This window comes from Stenotrophomonas sp. 24(2023) (genome assembly GCF_030913365.1).
Classification (GTDB): domain Bacteria; phylum Pseudomonadota; class Gammaproteobacteria; order Xanthomonadales; family Xanthomonadaceae; genus Stenotrophomonas.
In genome coordinates, this window is the sequence record NZ_CP133160.1 from 2270001 (window position 1) to 2292218 (window position 22218).

The window sequence follows — 22218 nt, forward strand, 5'->3', positions numbered from 1 at the left end:
GTTGGCTTAGAAGCAGCCACCCTTTAAAGAAAGCGTAATAGCTCACTGGTCGAGTCGGTCTGCGGGGAAGATTTAACGGGGCTAAGCACAGAACCGAAGCTTGGGGTGCATAACTTTGTTATGCGCGGTAGAGGAGCGTTCCGTAAGCCGTTGAAGGTGGATTGAGAAGTCTGCTGGAGGTATCGGAAGTGCGAATGCTGACATGAGTAACGATAATGCGGGTGAAAAACCCGCACGCCGAAAGCCCAAGGTTTCCTTGCGCAACGTTAATCGGCGCAGGGTGAGTCGGCCCCTAAGGCGAGGACGAAAGTCGTAGTCGATGGGAAGCAGGTTAATATTCCTGCACCTCGCGTAAGTGCGATGGAGGGACGGAGAAGGTTAGGTGTACCAGGCGTTGGTTGTCCTGGGGAAAGGCGGTAGGTTTGGATCTTTGGCAAATCCGGGATCCTTTAAGACCGAGCACCGAGACGAGCCTTTATGGCGAAGTCACTGATACCACGCTTCCAGGAAAAGCTCCTAAGCTTCAGCTTACGCAGACCGTACCGTAAACCGACACAGGTGGGTAGGATGAGAATTCTCAGGCGCTTGAGAGAACTCGGGTGAAGGAACTAGGCAACATGGCACCGTAACTTCGGGAGAAGGTGCACCCTTGATGGTGGCTCATGCGAGCACAAGCTATCGAGGGTCGCAGTAACCAGGCCGCTGCGACTGTTTATCAAAAACACAGCACTCTGCAAACACGAAAGTGGACGTATAGGGTGTGACGCCTGCCCGGTGCTGGAAGGTTAATTGATGGGGTCAGCCGCAAGGCGAAGCTCTTGATCGAAGCCCCAGTAAACGGCGGCCGTAACTATAACGGTCCTAAGGTAGCGAAATTCCTTGTCGGGTAAGTTCCGACCTGCACGAATGGCGTAACGACAGCGGCGCTGTCTCCACCCGAGACTCAGTGAAATTGAAATCGCTGTGAAGATGCAGCGTTCCCGTGGCAAGACGGAAAGACCCCGTGAACCTTTACTATAGCTTTACACTGAACGTTGAGTTCGTCTGTGTAGGATAGGTGGGAGGCTATGAAACTGTGGCGCTAGCTGCAGTGGAGCCATCCTTGAAATACCACCCTGTCGTGCTTGACGTTCTAACCTGGGCCCATTATCTGGGTCGGGGACCGTGTATGGTGGGTAGTTTGACTGGGGCGGTCTCCTCCTAAAGAGTAACGGAGGAGCTCGAAGGTACGCTCAGCGCGGTCGGACATCGCGCACTGTGTGCAAAGGCATAAGCGTGCTTGACTGCAAGATCGACGGATCAAGCAGGTAGGAAACTAGGACTTAGTGATCCGGTGGTTCTGTATGGAAGGGCCATCGCTCAACGGATAAAAGGTACTCCGGGGATAACAGGCTGATACCGCCCAAGAGTTCATATCGACGGCGGTGTTTGGCACCTCGATGTCGGCTCATCACATCCTGGGGCTGTAGTCGGTCCCAAGGGTATGGCTGTTCGCCATTTAAAGTGGTACGCGAGCTGGGTTCAGAACGTCGTGAGACAGTTCGGTCCCTATCTGCCATGGGCGTTGGAGATTTGAGAGGGGCTGCTCCTAGTACGAGAGGACCGGAGTGGACGAACCTCTGGTGTTCCGGTTGTCACGCCAGTGGCATTGCCGGGTAGCTATGTTCGGAAGCGATAACCGCTGAAAGCATCTAAGCGGGAAGCGCGCCTCAAGATGAGATCTCCCGGGGCACAAGCCCCCTAAAGGAACCATGTAGACTACGTGGTTGATAGGTCAGGTGTGTAAGTGCAGCAATGCATTGAGCTAACTGATACTAATGATCCGTGCGGCTTGACCATATAACCTCAAGTTGCCTTGGCTTTACGACAGCGTCGTAAGAGCATCCAAGTGCACGCTACGTCACAAGAACTATGCGAGGCTGGCGCCTTGTCCCATCGGGACGAGTGCGACTCTCCAAAAGCCTCCCTGGTGAAATTAGCGCTGTGGCCCCACCCGATCCCATCCCGAACTCGGAAGTGAAACGCAGCTGCGCCGATGGTAGTGTGGCTCAAGCCATGCGAGAGTAGGTCATCGCCAGGGTTTTCACCCAAAAACCCCGCTGCTCACGCAGCGGGGTTTTTCTTATTAAGTGAAGGCACTGCATTTTCCGGGTTCCTTCCGCCCCAAGGGCAAGATCGCGAAGCTGGCGCTGCAAGCGCCGCTGCAACCGTCTCCCTGGTGAAATTAGCGCTGTGGCCCCACCCGATCCCATCCCGAACTCGGAAGTGAAACGCAGCTGCGCCGATGGTAGTGTGGCTCAAGCCATGCGAGAGTAGGTCATCGCCAGGGTTTTCACCCAAAACCCCGCTGCTCACGCAGCGGGGTTTTTCTTTGCCTGCCGAATATGGACACACCGCAGCCCGGCATGGCCTGGCGCTACCGGTGGGGCACGTACAAAAAAAGCGGCGCCCTTGCGGGCGCCGCTTTGCGTTCACCAACGCCTGGCCATCACTTGGCCGGGGCCTTGTCCTTCATCATCGCGTCGCGGGCGGCCTTGAACGGGTTGCCTTCGTACCAGTTCGGCCAACGATCGCCACCGGCCAGCTCCTTGCCGACGCCATACATCAGCTGCAGATCCTCCACCGTGCCATCCAGCTTCCAGGTAGCCGGGTCGTACTCGTCCTTCGGGCTGTGATAGCGGTGCGTGCCGTAGTCTTCGGCGGCCTTGCGGCCGGCCTCGACGCCGCCCTCGCGCAGGTCTTCGCCGCCATCGGCATACAGTGCCGGCACGCCGGCCTTGGCGAAGTTGAAGTGGTCCGAACGGAAGTAGAAGCCGCTCTGTACCGATCCCTCACCGTGCAGGGTGCGGCCCTGTGCAGCCGCCAGCGGCTTGAGGATGTCTTCCAGCTCCGAACTGCCGAAACCGGTCACGGTCACGTCCTTGGCGCGGCCGGCCACGGACATCGCATCGATGTTGATCACGCCGGCGATCTTGTCCAGCGGGAAGGTCGGGTGGGCGACGTAGTACTTCGAACCCAGCAGGCCGGATTCTTCCAGGGTCACGGCCAGGAACACCACCGAACGCTCCGGCTTGGGCTGCTGCTGGGCCATCGCGCCGGCGATCTCCAGGATGCCGGCCACGCCGGTCGCGTTGTCGACGGCACCGTTGTAGATGTTGTCGCCGGTCTCGCCCTCGTGCTTGCCCAGATGGTCCCAGTGTGCCATGTACAGCACGGCCTCGTCGGCCCGCTTGCTGCCCGGCAGCACGCCCACCACGTTGCGCGACTGCTTCTGTGCGATCTGGCTCTTCAGGTCCACCGCGGCGGTGGCCTTCAGCGGCACCGGCTTGAAGCCGCGCTTGCTGGCGTCCTTGTAGGCCTGGGCCAGGTCCAGCCCGGCACCCGCGAACAGCGCCTTGGCAGCGTCGGCGCTCAGCCAGCCCTGCACCGGCAGGCGCGGCTCGGCGTCATCCTTGGCCGGCAGGTCGTACTGCGGGCCGGCCCAGGAATTCTTCACCACGTCCCAGCCATAGGAGGCGCCGGCCGTGTCGTGCACGATCAGCGCCGCGGCCGCACCCTTGCGGGCGGCTTCCTCGAACTTGTAGGTCCAGCGCCCGTAGTAGGTCATGCGCTTGCCGTCGAACAGTGTCTCGTCGCCCACATGGAAGCCGGGGTCGTTGACGAACATCACCACCGTCTTGCCCTTCCAGTCCTGGCCGGCGTAGTCGTTCCACTTCTGCTCGGGCGCGTCCACGCCGTAGCCGACGAACACCAGGTCGCTGGCATCGACCTTCACCTCGGCCTGGCCGGTACGGGTGCCCACCACCATGTCGGTGCCGAACTTCAGCTCGGTGGTCTTGCCGCCCTGGGTGATCTTCAGCACCGTCGATTCATCGGCGGTGGTTTCGGTCATCGGCACGTCCTGGAACCAACTGTCGCCATTGCCGGGCTGCAGGCCGATGCGCTGCATCTGGTCGCGGATGTAGTTGACCGTCAGCTCCTCGCCCTGGCTGCCGGGGGCACGGCCTTCGAAGGCGTCCGAAGACAGGGTCTTGACCAGTTCGCCGAAGTCGGCAGCGTTGATTTCCGGCGAGAAGCTGTGGGCCGGGGCGGTGCTGGCGGTGCCATCGGCCGGTGCCGGAGCGGGCGTGTCCTGGCCTTTGCAGGCGCTGAGCGCGGCCGCGGCGGCCAGGCACAGAAGAAGTTTGCGGGGCATCGTTGTTTCCTGGAAAAGGGCCGGCCGCGCGGCCGGTCCGTGGATGATCAATCCGTGGGGGCCGTTTCGCTGTCGAACGGCACCGGCTGCGTGCCGGTGACCGCGCCGATCTTCGCGGTGCGGTGCACGTAGAGCACCACTTCGCGGTCGAAGACAAGGCTGCCGCTGACCGTGGCGTTGGGGCCGATGATGATGCGCGGCTTGCGGGTGGCGGTCAGTGACAGGCTGAAGCTGGGCTTGCGGACGCGGATGCCACCATCGACCTGTGAGCCGATGCCGACCGTGATATCGCCGTTGACGGTCTCGATATCGCCGCGGACCTGGCTCTCGACCAGGCCGATACCGCCATTGACGGTTTCCAGGCCGCCCTGGATCTGGCCGCCGCGATCACTGAAGATGCTGCCGTTGACGGTCTCGATGCCGCCGCTGGCGATGACCTCGCGCGCCAGGCGCACGCTGCCGTTGACCGTGGAAATGGAGCCGGTGCGGGCGCGATCGTCGATGCGGATGCCGCCGTTGACGGTCTCGATGTCGCCGGTCTCGCTGCCTTCGCCAACCTTGATGCTGCCGTTGACGGTGTCCAGCTTGCCGTAGCGCTGGCCACTTTCGGCGGTGATGCTGCCATTGACCTTGCTCAGGCTCTGCTGGGCCAGGGCGGGGGCGGTGGCCAGCAGCAGGGCGACCAGCACTGGAATGGAATGGCGTTTCATGGGGCGTCTCCCGGTGGTGCGCGGCTGGCAGGCCGCCTGTGGAGATGTCACCATGCATCACTGCAATCCGCACCTGCCTGAAGTCACTGGAAAGCCCTTGCGCGACAACATGTTGCCATCACGCCGAGATAACAATCGCGTCCTGCGCGGGGGCCGTCTGCTGCTGTTGGGCATCGCCCTGGGCCTGGCCCTGCCGGTGCCGGGCAGCGCACAGCAGAACCAGCGCGATACCGAGCGCAAGCTGCAGAAGCTGCGCAACGAACTGAAGGGCGTGGCGCAGGAACGGCGTGAGATCGAGGGCCAGCGTGGCCAAGCGTCGCGGCAGCTGCGCGAGGCCGATGAAAAGGTGGCCCGCACCGGCCGCGTCCTGGCCCAGACCGAGGCGGCGCTGCGCGAGCAGAGCCAGGCCCTGGCCGATGCCCAGCGTCGCCGTGATGAACTGCAGGGCAACCTGGCCCAGCAGCGGCGTGACCTGGCCGGGCTGCTGCGGGCGTCCTACCAGCTGGGCAACCATGCGCCGCTGAAGCTGCTGCTGTCCCAGGACACCGTGGCCGATGCCAACCGGGCGCTGGCCTACCACCGCTACCTGCAGCGGGAACGTGCCGAACGCATCGGCACGCTGACCGCCGACCTCAAGGAGCTGGAGACCCTGCAGTCCCAGATCGGCGAGCGCCAGCAGCAGCTGCAGTCCACCCACCAGCAGCAGCGGCAGCAGGCCGCCTCGCTGGCCGCCGACCGCACCGCGCGTGCGAAGACCGTGGCCAGCCTGGACGAGCGTTTCAAGGACAAGGCCGACCGCGAGAAAGCGCTGGGCCAGGATGCGCAGGCGTTGGAAACGCTGCTGGCCAACCTGCGTGCGGCGGCGGCCCGGGCCGAGGCCGAGCGTCGTGCTGCGGCCAGGCGTGCCGCCGCCGAGAAGGCCGCTGCGGACAAGGCGGCGGCCCAGGCGGCTGCCGCAGGCCGCGCGCCGCCGAAGGCCACCAAGGTGCCCCCGCAGGTGGCTTCGGCCCCGGCACCAAAGGTCGGCGGACTGGGCTGGCCGCTGTCGGGCAACCTGCTGGCCCGCTATGGCGGCAAGCTGCCGGACGGCCGCACCAGCAGTGGTGTGCTGATCGGCGCGCCGGCCGGCAGTACCGTCACCGCGGTGGCTGACGGTACGGTGGTGTTCTCCGACTGGATGACCGGCTACGGCATGATCCTGATCGTTGACCACGGCAACGGCTACATGAGCCTGTACGCGCACAACGACACGCTGCTCAAGGATGCCGGCGCGCGCATCAAGCGCGGCGATGCCGTGGCCAAGGTCGGCAATTCCGGTGGACAGGGCGTGACGGCGCTGTATTTCGAACTGCGCCGCAACGGCCAGCCGGTCAACCCGGACAGCTGGCTGCAGCGCCGCTGAATCTTCCTGCCCGCCAGGCGGGCAGGTTCAACGGGAATTTACTGTCGATTCGCGCATAATCGCCGCACGCCCCCATGGCGTGACTGCCAACGTCGACAGGAGTGCTTCATGCGCGTAGCCCGAACCGCCACCCTCTTGCTGGCCCTGCTGCCGGCGCTGTCCTGGGCGCAGCAGACCGCGCCGGCCGCGCCTGCGACCGGGCAGGCGGCCAGCAGCGAAGAGGCGGTCACCTCGAAGGTGCCGCTGGAAGACATCCGGCGCTTCGTGGCGGTCTACAACGCGGTACGTGCGGCGTATGTCGATCCGGTCGATGACAACAAGCTGATGCAGTCGGCCGTGCGCGGCCTGCTGCTGGACCTGGACCCGCACAGCACCTACTTCAACAAGGAAGATGCGGAGGCGTTCGACGAACAGGCCAATGGCGCCTACGAAGGCATCGGCGTGGAGCTGCAGCAGCAGCCGGACAACAGCAGCCTGAAGGTCATCTCGCCGATCGATGACACGCCGGCGGCCAAGGCCGGCATCCTGGCCGGTGACCTGATCATCGCCATCGACGGCAAGCCGATCAGCGCCATCGATGCCAGTGAGCCGCTGCGGGGTGAAGCCGGCAGCAAGGTGGTGCTGACCATCGTCCGCACCGGCCGCGAGAAGCCGTTCGACGTGTCGCTGACCCGGCAGACGATCCGTGTGACCAGCGTGCGCAGCCGCATGCTGGAACCGGGCTATGGCTACATCCGCCTGAGTACCTTCCAGGCCGACACCGGTGCCGATTTCCAGAAGCACGTGCAGCAGCTGCAGAAGCAGGCCGGTGGCCAGCTCAAAGGGCTGGTGCTTGACCTGCGCAGCAACCCGGGCGGCCTGCTGACCGCGGCGGTGCAGGTGGCCGATGACCTGCTGGAGAAGGGCAACATCGTCAGCACGCGCGGGCGCATCAGCATTTCCGATGCCCGTTTCGACGCGACCCCGGGCGATCTGCTGAAAGGCGCGCCGGTGATGGTGCTGGCCGATGCCGGTTCGGCCAGCGCGTCCGAAGTGCTGGCCGGTGCACTGCGCGACAACAAGCGCGCACGCGTGATCGGCAGCCGTACCTTCGGCAAGGGCTCGGTGCAGACCGTGCTGCCGCTGGACAACGGTGATTCGGTCAAGCTGACCACGGCGCGCTACTTCACGCCCAGTGGCAAGTCGATCCAGGCCACCGGCATCGTGCCGGATGTGGAACTGAAGCCCGCGCCGGGCACCGCCGATGACGATCTGCCGGCGAGCCTGAGCGATTACAGCGAAGCGACCCTGCCGGGCCACCTGCGCGGTGATGACGAAGGCGCCGAGGGCTACCACGCCGGGGCGGTGTTGCCGGGCGATGGCCCGATCAACGATGCCCTGGCCGAACTGAAGAACCCCGGCTCGGTGACGGCACGGTTGAAGGCTGAAGCCGCCAAGGCCGAAGCGGAGAAGGCAGCGAAGAAGCCGGCGGCAAAGGCGGAACCGAAGGCGGATGCCAAGCCGGAACCGAAGAGCGAGCCGAAGCCCGAGGTGAAGCCCGAACCGAAGCCCGAACCGAAGCCCGAGCCGGCCAAGCCGTGACGGTAGCGCCGGGCAACGCCCGGCGACCACTCTGCTCATCCGGAAGGCGACGCGGTCACAGTTGCTGTGCCGCTAGAATCGGCGCATGGACGATTCGACCCTCGTCACTGCGATCAGCGCTCTGCTGGGACGCGAGCCATTTCCGTTGGAGCGGACTTCCCTCCTGTTGGACGCTTTGGCCGCACGTCATGGGATAGATTCCCGCCGCACCTTCTGGTGGGCGGGTGCGCCCTTGATGGATCGCGAGATTCAATATGACGGCAGTGAAGAAGGCCTTTCCTGCCTGCGCGCGCTGTTGGCAGACGTGCGCGGAGAAATCTATCTGGTGGCGTCAGACGAGCGCGCATCGCCCTGGCCTCTGTGGGCACTTGAGCCAAGCGAGGTGATTCCTTTGCTCGGCGAGCTGCCGTTCTTCGAGTACTTCCTGGTGCTGGATGGCGGCGCAACGCTGCTGTTCGACACCCACCACAACACGCTGGTGGTCAGCCGCGAGTGACGCTTATGGCATCACCGTGGACGGAGCGTATCCAGACCGATGAAGCCGTCGGGCAAGCTCGACTCTGCCAACCGACGGCTCAGAACCCATGCCGCTTGCGCAGGCGCCGGGCAATGGCCGCGCGGACGTAGACGCCGTAGGCCACGCCGAACACGAACCCGGCGATGTGTGCCCACCAGGCCACCATGCCGAAACTGGGGCCGATGTAGGCGAATACCACCTGCAGCCCGGCCCAGACGCCGATCAGCAGATAGGCCGGGGCGCGCACGAATTCCAGGAACAGGCCCAACGGGATGACCACGCCCAGCCGTGCGCCGGGGAACAGGGCCAGGTAGGCCCCGATCAGCGCCGAGACCGCGCCACTGGCGCCGATGATGATCTGGTCCGGGCTGCCCATCGTGTAGATGGCCACCAGGTTCGATACCGCCCCCCCGACCAGGAACAGCAGCAGCAGGCGCCAGGGCCCCAGCACGCGCTCGGCGGGCAGGCCGAAGATCAGCAGGAACACCAGGTTGCCCAGCAGGTGCGACCAGTCGGCGTGCAGGAACAGGGCGGTGAACAACCGCAGCACGCTGCCGTCCTTGAGGGTTTCCCACCAGTCCCGGGGCTGGGTCAGCCCGGTGGACAGCGCGCCCCAGTCCAGCCAGAGGCTGCTGCGGGCGTCGTCCGGTCGCGAGATCGACCAGACGAAGGCCAGCCAGACCGCCGCGAACAGCAGCGGTGTGGCCCAGCGCACCGCGGCTTTCCTGCGCGAGGGGAGGGAAACGAACATGGGCGTAGCCTAACGCGACCGGGTCCGACGGTCTGTGTCGTGTTCAGCTTTTAGGGGGAGAAACCCGCTCCGCTGTTATTGTTTCATTAACAGCTCTGGGTAATACTCGCATACGGCGTCGTATGTCGGGAGGGGAATCCGGCGCGTTCCGCAAGGCCCTTGGCCAGGCGGTGACGCAGGCGCACGCAGAGCACAATCACCGCTTTCCGGAGAGAAAAACGATGCAGAACGCTTCCACCATTGCCCGCCTCACCCTGCTGGCCGTCGGCGTTGCCGGCGCCCTGGCTGCGGCCGACGCCAACGCCGCCGCCTTCCAGCTGAAGGAAAACAGCGCCAAGGGCCTGGGCCGCGCCTTCGCCGGCTCCGGCAGCGCCGAGGGCGACGCCTCCATCATCGCGGTGAACCCGGCCGGCATGCGCCAGCTCGATGGCCGCATGCTGCAGGGCGACGTCAGCGCCATCAGCTTCGGCGCCAAGTTCAAGGGCACCGGTCGCACCCCGGCCGGCACCCCGGCCACCGGCGGCAACGGCGGCGACGCCGGCATGATCGCCCCGGTTCCGGCGGCCTACTTCCACATGCCGGTCGGTGAAAAGGCCCACTTCGGCATCTCGCTGACCGCACCGTTCGGCTTCAAGACCGAATACGACAACGGTTGGGTGGGTCGCTACAGCGGTCTGAAGACCGACCTGAAGGCCATCGACCTGGGCTTCGCCGCGTCGTATGACGTCAATCCGTACGTGTCCTTCGGTGCGTCGGTGTTCGTCGAACACCTGACCATCGAACTGAGCAACAACATCGACTTCGGTACGGCCCTGCTGCCGACCCGCCTGCCGATCTTCCGCCCGGGCAGCCATGACGGCACCCTGAAGGTCGAAGGCGACAACAATGCCGTGGGTTACACCGTCGGTGGCCTGTTCAGCCCGGACGAGAACACCCACATCGGCATCAGCTACCGTTCCAAGGTCGAGCACAAGATCACCGGCGGCGATGCGACCTTCACCGTGCCGGGCCAGGCTGCCGCCGTGCTGGCCCAGGTGCAGCCGGGCAACTTCATCAGCACCAGCGGCAAGGCCACGGTGACGATGCCGGCCTCGGCCACCCTGAGCGTGACCCACAAGATCAACGACCGCTGGACCGTGATGGGTGATGTCACCCGTACCGCCTGGAAGACCGCGTTCGACAAGGTCACCATCGACTACGCGTCCTCCCAGCCGGATTCGGTGCTGGAGTTCGGCTACCGCGACACCACCTTCGTGTCGCTGGGCACCGACTTCAAGCTGAGCGACACCGTGACCCTGCGTGGCGGTGTGGCCCTGGACCAGACCCCGACCACCGACGCCCATCGTGACGTGCGCGTGCCCGATACCAGCCGCAAGTGGCTGTCGCTGGGCGTGGGCTGGACCCCGTCGCAGAACACCGAATGGAACATCGGTTACACCCACCTGTTCACCAGCGATCCGAACGTGAACATCAAGCCGAGCACCACCAACCAGGGCAACACCCTGACCGGCAAGTACAAGGTGCGTGGCGACGTGCTGGCGGCGTCGTTCCAGTACAAGTTCTGATCCAGCGCTTGACCTGAGTTGAACCGGAAGGCCCCGCGCAAGCGGGGCCTTCTGCGTTGAGGGCCACGGTTCGGCCGCGCAGGCGGCAGCCATCGTCCGGCAGCCGGCAGCCCCACCGCAGGAAGCGGGCGGCTACAATCGCCGGCCATCCGTGCGGTCTTCGCACGGAAGATTGCATAGACAAGGAGCTGTACATGTCGATCCTGATCCGCCGCGCGCTGGCCACCGCTTCGCTGGCCTGCGTGGCCACCCCGGCGCTGGCCGCCGCTGATTTCGCCGCCTGCTTCCGCCTGGACCCGTCGGTCTCGTGGTCGGTGGGGCGCGAGAACACCCGCATCGTCGCGACCACCTTCGCCGAGGCACCGGCGCTGGCCGTGGTGACCTCCGGCAGCGGCATGACCGTGGCCAACCTGTATGACACCACGGGCCGTCGCCGGCTCGGGACCGTCCACTACGGCATCGCCGCGTGGGGGGCCGACGGCAGCAAGCCGATGATGACCGACCGTTACGACCCTGCGCCGACGTTCCCGGCGACCGCCACGCCCGGCCAGCGCTTCACCGTCACCGGCAAGGGCACGCGGGTGAACCACGGTGAGGGCAGCGAATCGGAACTGGAGTACGACGGCTTCAGTGACTACACGTTCGTGGGCTTCCAGGACCTGGACACCGAAATCGACTATGCGCCGCGTACCTTCAAGGACACCTGCCACCTGACCGCTGCGGTCGAGGGTGGCCGTGTGGAGGCGTGGTATGCGCCCGGCTTCGGCCGCATCAAGTTCGAGCGCTACAGCGGCGACAGCCTGCTCTTCAGCGACGAGATCGACAGCATCACCAGCGAGTGAGGCCGGCCCGGCCGCACGGGCGTGCGCTGCACGTGCGGCACGGGTGACAATAGGGCATGAACCTGTCCGACCCTCCCTTCCAGCTCGAGCTGGCCGCCAACATCGCCGTGGCCGGTTCCATCCTGCTGGCCGGCCGCAACAACGTGCACACCTGGTGGATGGGCATTGTCGGCTGCGGGTTGTTCGCGCTGGTGTTCGAACGCTCGCACCTGTACGCGGACATGGTGCTGCAGTTCTTCTTCATCGCCATCAGCGTGCTGGGCTGGTGGCAATGGCTGCGCGGCGACCATGGCGCACCGCTGCCGATCACCTCGCTGCGCGCGCGGGCATGGGCCTGGCTGCTGCCGCTGGCGCTGCTGGCCACCTCCGGCTATGGCTGGATGCTGACCCGGCTCACCCATGCCTATGCGCCCTACATCGATTCGGCGGTGCTGGTGCTGAGCGTGATCGCGCAGGTGCTGATGATGCGGCGCAAGCTGGAATCGTGGTGGGTGTGGCTGCTGGTCAACACCATCGCGGTGCCGCTGTACTACAGCCGCGGCCTGCACCTGACGTCGATCCTGTACATCGGCTTCTGGATCAACGCGCTGGTGGCGCTGCGCCACTGGCGGCATCTGATGCGTAGCGAGGTGCGCTGACCCCGCACCGTCCTGTACAGCGCCATGTAAAGAAAAACCCCGCTTTCGCGGGGTTTTTCCGTGTTGCTGCAGCACCCGTGGAAGGGGAGGGGGTGTATCAGTCGCCCAGCGTCAGCAGCGAGGCGTTGCCGCCGGCGGCGGTGGTGTTCACCGTCACCGTCTTTTCGGTGGCAAAGCGCAGCAGGTAGTGCGGGCCGCCAGCCTTCGGGCCGGTGCCGGACAGGCCCTGGCCGCCGAACGGCTGCACGCCCACCACCGCACCGATCTGGTTGCGGTTGACGTAGACGTTGCCGACATGGACGCCGTTGGCGATGCGGTCCACGGTCTCGTCGATGCGCGAGTGCACGCCCAGGGTCAGGCCGTAGCCGGTGGCGTTGATCTGGTCGATCACCGCATCGAGCTGGTCGGCCTTCCAGCGGATCACGTGCAGGACCGGCCCGAAGATTTCCTTGTGCAGCTGGCCCAGGTCCTTCAGTTCATAGGCGCGCGGCGCGAAGAAGGTGCCGTTGGCCGCTTCGGCCGACAGCTCGGCGGCGGCGATCAGGCGGGCTTCGCGGTCCATGCGCACGGCATGGTCCTGCAGGATCTGCAGCGCGTCGGCGTCGATCACCGGGCCGACGTCGGTGGACAGCAGGCCGGGGTTGCCGACCTTCAGTTCCTTCATCGCACCGGCCAGCATGGTCATCACCTTGTCGGCGATGTCGTCCTGCACGAACAGCACGCGTGCGGCCGAGCAGCGCTGGCCGGCGGAGGTGAAGGCCGAGCCGATCGCATCCTTGACCAGCTGTTCCGGCAGCGCCGAGGAGTCGGCGATGAACGCGTTCTGGCCGCCGGTCTCGGCAATCAGCACGCCGATGGCGGCATCACGGGCGGCCATCGCGCGGTTGATCGCACGGGCGGTGTCGGTGGAGCCGGTGAAGGCCACGCCGGCCACGCGCGCATCGGCGGTCAGCGCGGCGCCGACGGTGGCGCCGTCGCCCGGCAGGAACTGCACGACCTCGGCCGGCACGCCGGCATCCTGCAGCAGCTTCACCGCGTAATAGCCGATCAGGTTGGTCTGCTCGGCCGGCTTGGCGATGACGCTGTTGCCGGCCGCCAGCGCGGCGGCGACCTGGCCCAGGAAGATGGCCAGCGGGAAGTTCCACGGGCTGATGCAGACGAACACGCCACGGCCGTGCAGCTGCAGTTCGTTGGATTCACCGGTCGGGCTGGGCAGCTTCTCGGCATGGCCGAACTGCTCGCGCGCCTGCTTGGCGTAGTAGCGCAGGAAATCGACCGCTTCGCGCACTTCGGCAACGCTGTCGGGCAGGCTCTTGCCGGCTTCCTTCACGCACAGGGCCATGAACTCGGGCATGCGCGCTTCGAGCTGGTCGGCGGCGTGTTCCAGGATGCTGGCGCGGCTGGCGGCCGGGGTGCGGTTCCAGGCCGGCTGCGCGGCTACGGCATTGGCCAGGGCCTTCTGCACGGTGGCCGCATCGGCGGCCTGCCACTGGCCGACCACCTCGCGCGTATCGGCCGGGTTGGTGACCGGCTGGCTGGCACCGGCCGGGGCGGCGCCCGGCACCAGCGGTGCGGCGGCCCACGGCTTGATGGCGGCGTTGAGCTGCTCGGCCAGGGCGCGCAGTTCGTTGTCGTTGGCGAGGTTGGCGCCCATGGAGTTCTTCCTGTCGTGGTTCTGGCTGCGCAGCAGGTCGACCGGCAGCGGGATCTTCGGGTGGGGGATCGAATCGAACGCGGCGACCATCTCGACCGGATCGCGGATCAGGTCGGTGATCGGCACGCGCTCGTCGGTGATGCGGTTGACGAAGCTGGAGTTGGCGCCGTTTTCCAGCAGGCGGCGCACCAGGTACGGCAGCAGGTCCTCATGCGAGCCGACCGGCGCGTACACGCGGCACGGCAGGCTTAGGCGGTCGGCCGGCACGACTTCGGCGTACAGGTCATCGCCCATGCCGTGCAGCTTCTGGTGCTCGTACACGCCGCCCTGGGCGATGCTGCGCACCGCGGCGATGGTGTGCGCGTTGTGCGTGGCGAACATCGGGTAGATCGCATCGGCATGGCCGAACAGGCGCTTGGCGCAGGCCAGGTAGGACACGTCGGTGTTCTGCTTGCGGGTGAACACCGGGTAGCCCGGGTAGCCTTCGATCTGCGCGCGCTTGATCTCCGCATCCCAGTAGGCGCCCTTGACCAGGCGCACCTGCAGGCGGCGGCCGTTGCGGCGGGCCATGTCGGCCAGGTGGTCGATCGTGTACGGGGTACGCTTCTGGTAGGCCTGCACGACCACACCGAAACCATCCCAGCCGGCCAGCGAGGCGTCGGAGAACACGCGCTCGATGATGTCCAGCGACAGCTCCAGGCGGTCGGCTTCTTCGGCGTCGACCGTGCAGCCGATGCCGTAGCTCTTGGCCAGCTGGGCCAGTTCCAGCACGCCCGGCACCAGGTCGGCCAGCACGCGCTCGCGCTTGGCGTGCTCGTAGCGCGGGTACAGCGCCGACAGCTTGATGGAGATGCCCGGTGCATTGTTGACGTCGCCGTCGGGACGGCCGCCACGTGCCTTGTGGTCACCGCCGATGGCATGGATCGCGCGGCGGTAGTCCTCCAGGTAGCGCAGCGCGTCCTTCATGGTCAGCGCGCCTTCGCCCAGCATGTCGAAGGAGTAGCGGTAGCTGGCGTTGTCACCCTTGTGCGAGCGCGCCAGCGCTTCACTGATGGTGCGGCCCATGACGAACTGGTGGCCCATGATCTTCATCGCCTGGCGCACGGCCAGGCGCACCACCGGTTCACCCACGCGGCCGACCAGGCGCTTGAAGGCGCCCGGGGCATCGGCACGGGTGGCGTCGTTGATCTGCACCAGCTTGCCGGTGAGCATCAGGCCCCAGGTGGAGGCGTTGACCAGCACCGAATCGCTGCCGCCCAGGTGCTTTTCCCAGTCGGCGTCGGCCAGCTTGTCGCGGATCAGCTTGTCGGCGGTCTCCTGGTCCGGAATGCGCAGCAGGGCTTCGGCCACGCACATCAGCAGCACGCCTTCTTCGCTGCCCAGGTCGTACTGGCGCATGAAGGCTTCGATCGCGCCCTGGTCCTTGGCGCGCACGCGCACCCGGCCGACCAGGTCGGCGGCCAGCGCCTGCACCTTCGCCTGCTCGTCGGCCGGCAGGCGGGCCTGGGCCAGCAGTTCGCGCACGTGCTGGGTTTCATCCTTCAGCCAGGCATCGGTGATGGCCTGGCGGAACGGGGTGGGAGAGGCCGGCAGTTCCGGTGACAGCAGCGCCGGTGACGCGCTGGCGTGAGTAGGGGACGAAGGTGCGTTCATGCCGAAGGGGCCCGTGGAAAACTTGGCGATTTTAATCATTTTTTGGCGGTCCGGTAGCGTCCCGCAGCCACCTTCGTGAAGGCTGGGATCCCTTTGTGGCCGGGCGATTCCGCGCGTTCAGGATGTCGGGCCAGTATTGTGCAGAATTCGGCAAATCGGCCGACGGTGCCATGCTGTATTGCAACATGGCTGAAAGTGTGAATGAACCCTTGCGGCTGGTTGGAAGGCAGGGCTACCATCGAATCGTTTCCCGCGGCAGGAACGCGGTTGCGACATGATCGAGGTGCTTCCAGCTCCGGATGGGTCAGGTACGCAACTGCGGCTGCGTCCCCCACGGGCGCTTGATGCCCGGCAGTTCATCCTGTTGTTTGCCGTGTTGACGGGAGCGATGTGGCTGGTGGCCGGCCTGGGCTGGTTGGCCGGCAATGCATTCGCTCCCCTGTTCGCGCTGCTGTACAGCCTCCTGCTGGCAGCCGCGTTGCGTGCCTTGTGGCGCAGCGGCGAACGGCAGGAGGAGATCCGGGTAGTACCGGCGTGTGTGGAGGTCATCCCCACCGCCGGCGGGTCGCCGGTGTTCCGGGCCCACCCGCACTGGGTGCGCCTGCTCATCGACGGCACGAGGGTCCGGCTTGCGTCCAGCGGCCGGCAGGTGGAGGTGGGGAGTTTCCTCGCGCCGGCCGAACGCCAGATGCTCGTAGAAGCACTTGAAAGCTTGCTCGCCGCCAGCGATGGCGGCCACCGACGACGTCAAGGGTCTAGGCAATGAAGCAAAGCAGCAGGTGGGGCACGAAGTGCGTTGCAGCGGTCACCGCCCTGGTGGCCGGGGGAATGGTTCCGGCGTTGGCGTGGGCCCAGGCGGCCGATCCCAAGCCGTGGCAGCTGAACATGGGCAAGGGGGTCACCCAGACCTCGCGCCTGGCCTGGGAATCGAACCTGTTCTCGCTGATCGTGGTCACGGTGATCGGCGTGATCGTGTTCGGCGCGATGGCCTATGCCATGTTCAAGTTCCGCAAATCCAAGGGGGCGGTGCCGGCCACCTTCAGCCACAACACCCGGGCCGAAGTGATCTGGACGGTGATCCCGGTGGTCATCCTGATCGTCATGGCCTGGCCGGCCACGGCCAACCTGATCAAGATGTACGACACCCGCGATGCCGAGATGACGGTGAAGGTCACCGGCTACCAGTGGATGTGGAAGTACGAGTACCTGGGCGAGAACGTGGCCTTCACCAGCCGCCTGGACCGTGAATCGGACCGCATGCGGCAGAGCGGCAAGGTCCCCACCCGCGACAGCCACCCGCACTACCTGCTGGACGTGGACAACCGCCTGGTGCTGCCGGTGGACACCAAGGTGCGCTTCGTCATCACCTCCGATGACGTGATCCATGCCTGGTGGGTGCCGGCGCTGGGCTGGAAGCAGGACGCCATCCCCGGCTTCATCAACGAGGCCTGGACCAACATCGAGACACCGGGCGTCTACCGCGGGCAGTGTGCCGAGCTGTGCGGTAAGGACCACGGCTTCATGCCGATCGTGGTCGAGGCGGTGTCCAAGGAAGACTTCAAGCAGTGGCTGGCGCAGCGCAAACCTGCACCGCCGGCCGCGCCTGCACCCCCCTCGGCACCTGCCGAACCGGCGGCACCGACGGGCGAGGCGCCGGCAGCACCGGCGGCCGCCGAGGCTGGCAGCGCGCCTGCCACTGCCGCCGCCGGCGCGTGATGTGAAGCCCACGGCCGCGTCGCGGCCGTGGCGACAACCGATTCTGAGAGGTGTTTTGCGATGGCGCACTCGGCAGTTGGGCACGACGACCACCACGGTCACCAGCAGGGCTTTTTCGAGCGTTGGTTCTTCTCGACCAACCACAAGGACATCGGCACGCTGTACCTGGGTTTCAGCTTCATCATGTTCATCATCGGCGCGGCGATGAGCGTGGTGATCCGCGCCGAGCTGGCGCAGCCGGGCCTGCAGTTCGTCAAGCCTGAATTCTTCAACCAGATGACCACCGTGCATGCGCTGGTGATGATCTTCGGCGGCGTGATGCCGGCCTTCGTCGGCCTGGCCAACTGGATGATCCCGATGCAGATCGGCGCGCCGGACATGGCCCTGCCGCGCATGAACAACTGGTCGTTCTGGCTGCTGCCGGTGGCCTTCAGCCTGCTGCTGCTGACCTTCTTCCTGCCCGGTGGCGCGCCGGCCGGTGGCTGGACGCTGTACCCGCCGCTGTCGCTGCAGGGCGGTTACAACGTGGCCTTCACCGTGTTCGCCATCCACGTGGCCGGCATCAGTTCGATCATGGGCGCGATCAACATCATCGCCACCGTGCTGAACATGCGGGCGCCGGGCATCGACCTGCTGAAGATGCCGATCTTCTGCTGGGCCTGGCTGATCACTGCCTTCCTGCTGATCGCGGTGATGCCGGTGCTGGCCGGTGCGGTGACCATGCTGCTGACCGACAAGTTCTTCGGCACCAGCTTCTTCAATGCCGCCGGTGGCGGTGACCCGGTGATGTTCCAGCACATCTTCTGGTTCTTCGGGCACCCGGAGGTCTACATCATGATCCTGCCGGCCTTCGGCGTGGTCAGCGAGATCATCCCGACCTTCAGCCGCAAGCCGCTGTTCGGCTACCAGGCGATGGTCTACGCCACGGCGGCCATCGCCTTCCTGTCGTTCATCGTCTGGGCCCACCACATGTTCACCGTGGGCATGCCGCTGGGCGGCGAGATCTACTTCATGTTCGCCACCATGCTGATCTCCATCCCGACCGGGGTGAAGGTGTTCAACTGGGTCAGCACGATGTGGCGCGGTTCGCTGACCTTCGAAGCGCCGATGCTGTGGTCGGTGGCGTTCGTGATCCTGTTCACCATCGGTGGCTTCTCCGGCCTGATGCTGGCCATCGTGGCCGCTGATTTCCAGTACCACGACACCTACTTCGTCGTGGCCCACTTCCACTACGTGCTGGTGACCGGCGCAGTGTTCGCGCTGATCGCCGCGGTGTACTACTGGTGGCCGAAGTGGACCGGGCGCATGTACAGCGAAAAGTGGGCCAAGGTGCACTTCTGGTGGTCGATCGTGTTCGTCAACCTGCTGTTCTTCCCACAGCACTTCCTGGGCCTGGCCGGCATGCCGCGCCGCATTCCCGACTATTCGGTGGCCTTCGCCGACTGGAACCTGATCAGCTCCATCGGTGCGTTCGGCATGTTCGTCACCCCGTTCATGATGGCGGCGATCCTGCTGTCTTCGCTGCGCAACGGTGAAAAGGCCGAGGCCCGTTCCTGGGAGGGCGCGCGCGGCCTGGAGTGGACGGTGCCGTCGCCGGCACCGGCGCATACCTTCACCACGCCGCCGACGATCCGCCCGGGCGACCTGGCCCACGATGACATCACGCATTGAGGTGGGGCATGCATAACGAAAGCCCGATCATTCCGTGCAGAGCCGAGCCACGTACGGCTGAAAGCGCGGCACAGGCCCCCACGCCGCCGGGCATGGCCGGGCTGCAGCACCAGCAGCGCCAGCGTGCCCGTCGCACCGCCTTGTGGGTGGGCGGCGTGGCCCTGCTGGTCTACGTCGGCTTCATCCTCAGCGGGGTGGTCGGGCGATGAGTGATACCCCGGCCAGCACGCCGTCGCGCCACGCGGGCCTGCCACGGCTGATCGGCGTGGCCGTGGCGGTGTTCCTGCTGACGTTCTCGCTGGTGCCGCTGTACCGCATCGCCTGCGAGAAGGTCTTTGGCGTGCGCCTGGAGCGCGGCCCGGGGGCGCAGGCCAGTGCAGCGGCAGCCGCCGGCAAGCGCACCGTGCGGGTGGAATTCGATGGCGGGGTGAACTCGAAGCTGCCCTGGGCCTTCCACCCCGAGCAGCTGACGATGGATGTGGTGCCCGGCGAGCTCAACGAGGCGCTGTATTTCGCCCGCAACGACAGCGATGCCGCCCTGGTGGGCAGCGCGGTGCCCTCGGTGGCGCCGGCGCGTGCATCGGGGTACTTCAGCAAGACCGAATGCTTCTGCTTCACCGCGCAGACCCTGCAGGCCGGCGAGAAACGCGACATGCCCGTGCGCTTCATCGTCGACCCGGACCTGCCGCCGGAAATCAAGACGATCACGCTGTCCTACACCTTCTACAAGAACGACGCGCTGTCGGCGCGGCTGGCTCCGGCCGCCGCACCGCTGGCCGTGCACGCCGCTCCCTGAGGACACCGACCATGGCCCAGCCGCCGACCGATGCCAACGTGTACTTCGTCCCCAGCCACAGCCGATGGCCGTTCGTCGGTTCCATCGCGATGATGGTCACCATGGTCGGGGTGGCCAGCTGGCTCAACGATGCCGGGTGGGGAAAATGGACCTTCTATGCCGGCCTGGTGATGCTGGTGCTGACCCTGTTCTGGTGGTTCAGCGATGTGGTGCGCGAGTCGCAGGCCGGGCACTACAACCGCCAGGTGGACGGCTCGTTCCGCATGGGCATGGTCTGGTTCATTTTTTCCGAGGTGATGTTCTTCGGTGCGTTCTTCGGCGCGCTGTTCTACACCCGCACGCTGGGGCTGCCGTGGCTGGGCGGCGAGGGCGACGGGGTGATGACCAATGAACTGCTGTGGGACGGTTACTCGGCGGCCTGGCCGACCAACGGCCCCGGTGCCATCGGCGGCCACTTCCAGACCATTCCGGCCTGGGGCCTGCCGCTGATCAACACGCTGATCCTGCTCACCTCCGGCATCACCCTGACCATCGCCCACCATGCGCTCAAGGCCGGCCACCGCCGCCAGCTGCTGGTCTGGCTGGGGCTGACCGTGCTGCTGGGTGCCTTCTTCCTGACCCTGCAGGCCGAGGAATACATCCACGCCTACAAGGAACTCAACCTCACCCTGGGCTCGGGCATCTACGGGTCCACCTTCTTCATGCTGACCGGCTTCCACGGCGCGCACGTGCTGCTGGGCACGATCATGCTGGTGGTGATGTGGCTGCGCTCGGCCAAGGGCCACTTCACCCGCGACAACCACTTCGGTTTCGAAGCGGCGGCCTGGTACTGGCACTTCGTCGATGTGGTGTGGCTGATGCTGTTCCTGTTCGTCTACGTGCTCTGAGCACGCGGCGCGGCGGCGTCAGCCGCCGATGCCATGCGGCTTGATCCACCCCGTATAGATGCCGATGACCACCAGCACGATGAGCGCCACCGACAGCGCGATGCGCCGGGTCAATGCGTTCACCGTGCGCTTGGTCTGCCCGCGGTCGACCAGCAGGTAGTACAGGCCGGCCCCCAGGTTCCAGATGATGACGATCAGAAACGCGATAACCAGCAGGGTCTTCAGCGAATCGCTCATGCAGGGCTCGGTGGCAGGGTGGTGGCGCCTATCTGACCGTGTTTGCACGGACTTGTCATGATGCGCCAGCACACGCGCGTGATCGGGTGGGCGGCGGCGCTGCTGGCGATGGCCGGTTTCAGTGCCCTGGGCGGCTGGCAGCTGCAGCGCATGCAGGCCAAGCAGGCCCTGCTGGATGCGCAGGGCCCGGCCCTTGCCCGGGTGATGCCACTGCAGCAGGCGCTGGCCGCGGCCGGGCCGCTGCACGGGGTGGCCGACCACGGCCGTTTCCTGCCCGGGGTGGTGCTGCTGGACAACCAGATACGGCACGGCCGCGCCGGGGTGAAGATCTACCGTCCGTTCCGCAGCGACAGTGGTGCGCTGGTGCTGGCCGACCTGGGCTGGCGCGCGCTGCCGGCGGACCGGCAGTTGCCGCACCCTCCCGCGCCGCCATCACCGGTGGCCGTGCGGGGCCTGCTGGCTCCGGCCCCTGCCCCGGGGCTGGCGCTGGGGCCGGCGTTCGTGCCCGGCACGGGAACCGGGCAATGGCTGGCCAGCCGCCTGCCGGCACCGGGCCTGGCCGCCGTGCTGGGGGTGCCGGGGCTGCCCGACCGCGTGCTGCGCCTGGACCCGGCACTGCCCTTCGGCGACGAGCGCGATCTGGAACTGCTGCCCAACACCCTGCCGCCCGAGCGCCACCTGGGCTATGCCGTGCAGTGGTTCGGCCTGGCACTGACCGTGCTGGTCGTTGCGCTGGTGCTGGAATGGCGCCGCCGCCGCGCGGCCAGGTAGTGCCGGCGGCATCCTTGTACCCAACCATGAGAAAATCGTGCCCATGAATGCAGCCTCGTCCCCGCAGTCCCCCGCGCGCGGCACTGGCCGCCGTACCCTGCTGCTGCTGTTTGCCGTGTTCTTCGGTGCGATGGCGCTGGCCGGGGTGCTGCGCTTTTCCGGCTGGCAGCCGGCCGGGCACCGCAACGTGGGCCAGCTGCTGCAGCCCCCGGTGGACCTGCGCGGGCAGCCGCCACGGCTGGCCACCGGCCAGCCCTATGCCTGGACCGGAGGCGAGCACAAGGTCTGGCGCGTGCTGGTCGCCCCCGGCGCGCAGTGCGATGCACAGTGCGTCACTTTGTCGCAGGGCTTGGCGAAGATGTGGCAGCTGTTCGGCCATAACGCCGATAATGTGGAGATCCTGTGGCTGGGCACGCCACCGGCGGCCATCGCCCCGTTGCCTGCGTTGCGTGCGCTGGCTCCCGCACCGGCGCTGCGCGCGGCGCTGCCCGGCGTCGATGACCCCGCCGGCCTGCCGGTCTACGTGGTCGATCCGAATGGCTTCGTGATCATGCGCCATGCCCCCGGTAGTGATCTGGGGGGCCTGCGCAAGGACCTGGCCACGTTGCTGAAACTGAAGTGAGTCCTGTTTG

At 66.1% G+C, this 22218-nt stretch carries 19 protein-coding genes and 3 rRNA genes (1 of these 22 cut by a window edge); 17 read left to right on the plus strand and 5 right to left on the minus strand.

All coding sequences use genetic code 11. The features are described 5' to 3' along the window. The 3 genes from Q9R17_RS10040 to rrf (Q9R17_RS10050) form a co-directional block, all read left to right on the plus strand. Positions 1-1839 (plus strand): 23S ribosomal RNA (locus tag Q9R17_RS10040) (it extends 1039 nt beyond the left edge of the window). 126 nt (positions 1840-1965) lie between these two features. Further along, positions 1966-2080 (plus strand): 5S ribosomal RNA (rrf, locus tag Q9R17_RS10045). Between the two features lie 134 nt (positions 2081-2214). Beyond that, positions 2215-2329, plus strand: a 5S ribosomal RNA gene (gene rrf, locus Q9R17_RS10050). Positions 2330-2488: 159 nt separating this feature from the next. On the opposite strand, the gene Q9R17_RS10055 is transcribed toward rrf (Q9R17_RS10050), so the two are convergent. Continuing rightward, positions 2489-4195, minus strand: coding sequence for a M28 family metallopeptidase (locus Q9R17_RS10055; RefSeq protein ID WP_308154505.1), 1707 nt, complete (start codon positions 4193-4195; stop codon positions 2489-2491). Positions 4196-4242: 47 nt separating this feature from the next. Continuing rightward, positions 4243-4905: a hypothetical protein gene (locus Q9R17_RS10060; RefSeq protein ID WP_308154506.1), complete on the minus strand. Its 663-nt coding sequence runs from the start codon at positions 4903-4905 to the stop codon at positions 4243-4245. 97 nt (positions 4906-5002) lie between these two features. On the opposite strand from Q9R17_RS10060, the gene Q9R17_RS10065 reads away from it, so the two are divergent. The 3 genes from Q9R17_RS10065 (at position 5003) to Q9R17_RS10075 (ending at position 8384) form a co-directional block, all read left to right on the plus strand. Next, positions 5003-6307 (plus strand): peptidoglycan DD-metalloendopeptidase family protein, encoded by a 1305-nt coding sequence (locus Q9R17_RS10065; protein WP_308154507.1) that lies wholly within the window; start codon positions 5003-5005, stop codon positions 6305-6307. Between the two features lie 108 nt (positions 6308-6415). Beyond that, positions 6416-7888: a S41 family peptidase gene (locus Q9R17_RS10070; protein WP_308154508.1), complete on the plus strand. Its 1473-nt coding sequence runs from the start codon at positions 6416-6418 to the stop codon at positions 7886-7888. Between the two features lie 85 nt (positions 7889-7973). Continuing rightward, positions 7974-8384, plus strand: coding sequence for a hypothetical protein (locus Q9R17_RS10075; protein WP_308154509.1), 411 nt, complete (start codon positions 7974-7976; stop codon positions 8382-8384). Positions 8385-8463: 79 nt separating this feature from the next. On the opposite strand, the gene Q9R17_RS10080 is transcribed toward Q9R17_RS10075, so the two are convergent. Further along, a complete protein-coding gene (locus tag Q9R17_RS10080) occupies positions 8464-9156 on the minus strand; it encodes a rhomboid family intramembrane serine protease (RefSeq protein ID WP_308154510.1) in 693 nt (230 codons plus the stop codon). Positions 9157-9377: 221 nt separating this feature from the next. Here Q9R17_RS10080 and Q9R17_RS10085 point away from each other — a divergent pair, with 221 nt between their 5' ends. From Q9R17_RS10085 to pnuC, 3 genes are all read left to right on the plus strand, one after another. Further along, positions 9378-10721 carry an outer membrane protein transport protein gene (locus tag Q9R17_RS10085; RefSeq protein WP_308154511.1) on the plus strand — a complete coding sequence of 448 codons (1344 nt, stop codon included), beginning with the start codon at positions 9378-9380 and terminating at the stop codon, positions 10719-10721. 194 nt (positions 10722-10915) lie between these two features. After that, a complete protein-coding gene (locus tag Q9R17_RS10090) occupies positions 10916-11563 on the plus strand; it encodes a hypothetical protein (RefSeq protein ID WP_308154512.1) in 648 nt (215 codons plus the stop codon). A 56-nt stretch (positions 11564-11619) separates the two neighbouring features. Then, the gene (gene pnuC / locus Q9R17_RS10095) at positions 11620-12201 is read left to right on the plus strand and encodes a nicotinamide riboside transporter PnuC (RefSeq protein WP_308154513.1); all 582 of its coding nucleotides are present in this window, start codon (positions 11620-11622) and stop codon (positions 12199-12201) included. A 97-nt stretch (positions 12202-12298) separates the two neighbouring features. Here pnuC and putA read toward each other — a convergent pair whose 3' ends face one another. Continuing rightward, positions 12299-15508, minus strand: coding sequence for a bifunctional proline dehydrogenase/L-glutamate gamma-semialdehyde dehydrogenase PutA (gene putA / locus Q9R17_RS10100; protein ID WP_308154514.1), 3210 nt, complete (start codon positions 15506-15508; stop codon positions 12299-12301). 274 nt (positions 15509-15782) lie between these two features. Here putA and Q9R17_RS10105 point away from each other — a divergent pair, with 274 nt between their 5' ends. The 6 genes from Q9R17_RS10105 to Q9R17_RS10130 are packed head-to-tail and all read left to right on the plus strand — an operon-like array spanning position 15783 to position 20578. Beyond that, a complete protein-coding gene (locus Q9R17_RS10105; RefSeq protein ID WP_308154515.1) occupies positions 15783-16274 on the plus strand; it encodes a DUF2244 domain-containing protein in 492 nt (163 codons plus the stop codon). After that, complete coding sequence (gene coxB / locus Q9R17_RS10110; protein ID WP_308154516.1) at positions 16271-17224, plus strand: cytochrome c oxidase subunit II; 954 nt, start codon at positions 16271-16273, stop codon at positions 17222-17224. Before Q9R17_RS10105 ends, coxB begins: the two co-directional genes overlap by 4 nt. A gap of 60 nt (positions 17225-17284) precedes the next feature. Then, positions 17285-18895, plus strand: a complete 1611-nt coding sequence (gene ctaD / locus Q9R17_RS10115; RefSeq protein WP_308154517.1) for a cytochrome c oxidase subunit I — start codon at positions 17285-17287, stop codon at positions 18893-18895. 8 nt (positions 18896-18903) lie between these two features. Beyond that, the gene (locus tag Q9R17_RS10120) at positions 18904-19104 is read left to right on the plus strand and encodes a hypothetical protein (RefSeq protein WP_308154518.1); all 201 of its coding nucleotides are present in this window, start codon (positions 18904-18906) and stop codon (positions 19102-19104) included. After that, complete coding sequence (locus tag Q9R17_RS10125; protein WP_308154519.1) at positions 19101-19691, plus strand: cytochrome c oxidase assembly protein; 591 nt, start codon at positions 19101-19103, stop codon at positions 19689-19691. Before Q9R17_RS10120 ends, Q9R17_RS10125 begins: the two co-directional genes overlap by 4 nt. 11 nt (positions 19692-19702) lie before the next feature. After that, complete coding sequence (locus Q9R17_RS10130) at positions 19703-20578, plus strand: cytochrome c oxidase subunit 3 (RefSeq protein ID WP_308154520.1); 876 nt, start codon at positions 19703-19705, stop codon at positions 20576-20578. Between the two features lie 18 nt (positions 20579-20596). On the opposite strand, the gene Q9R17_RS10135 is transcribed toward Q9R17_RS10130, so the two are convergent. Then, positions 20597-20815, minus strand: a complete 219-nt coding sequence (locus Q9R17_RS10135; RefSeq protein WP_308154521.1) for a twin transmembrane helix small protein — start codon at positions 20813-20815, stop codon at positions 20597-20599. A 57-nt stretch (positions 20816-20872) separates the two neighbouring features. Here Q9R17_RS10135 and Q9R17_RS10140 point away from each other — a divergent pair, with 57 nt between their 5' ends. Both Q9R17_RS10140 and Q9R17_RS10145 read left to right on the plus strand, forming a co-directional pair. Continuing rightward, on the plus strand, positions 20873-21586 hold the full coding sequence (locus Q9R17_RS10140) for an SURF1 family protein (RefSeq protein ID WP_308154522.1): 714 nt from the start codon (positions 20873-20875) through the stop codon (positions 21584-21586). A 43-nt stretch (positions 21587-21629) separates the two neighbouring features. Next, positions 21630-22208: a hypothetical protein gene (locus tag Q9R17_RS10145; protein ID WP_308154523.1), complete on the plus strand. Its 579-nt coding sequence runs from the start codon at positions 21630-21632 to the stop codon at positions 22206-22208. Positions 22209-22218 lie beyond the last annotated feature (10 nt).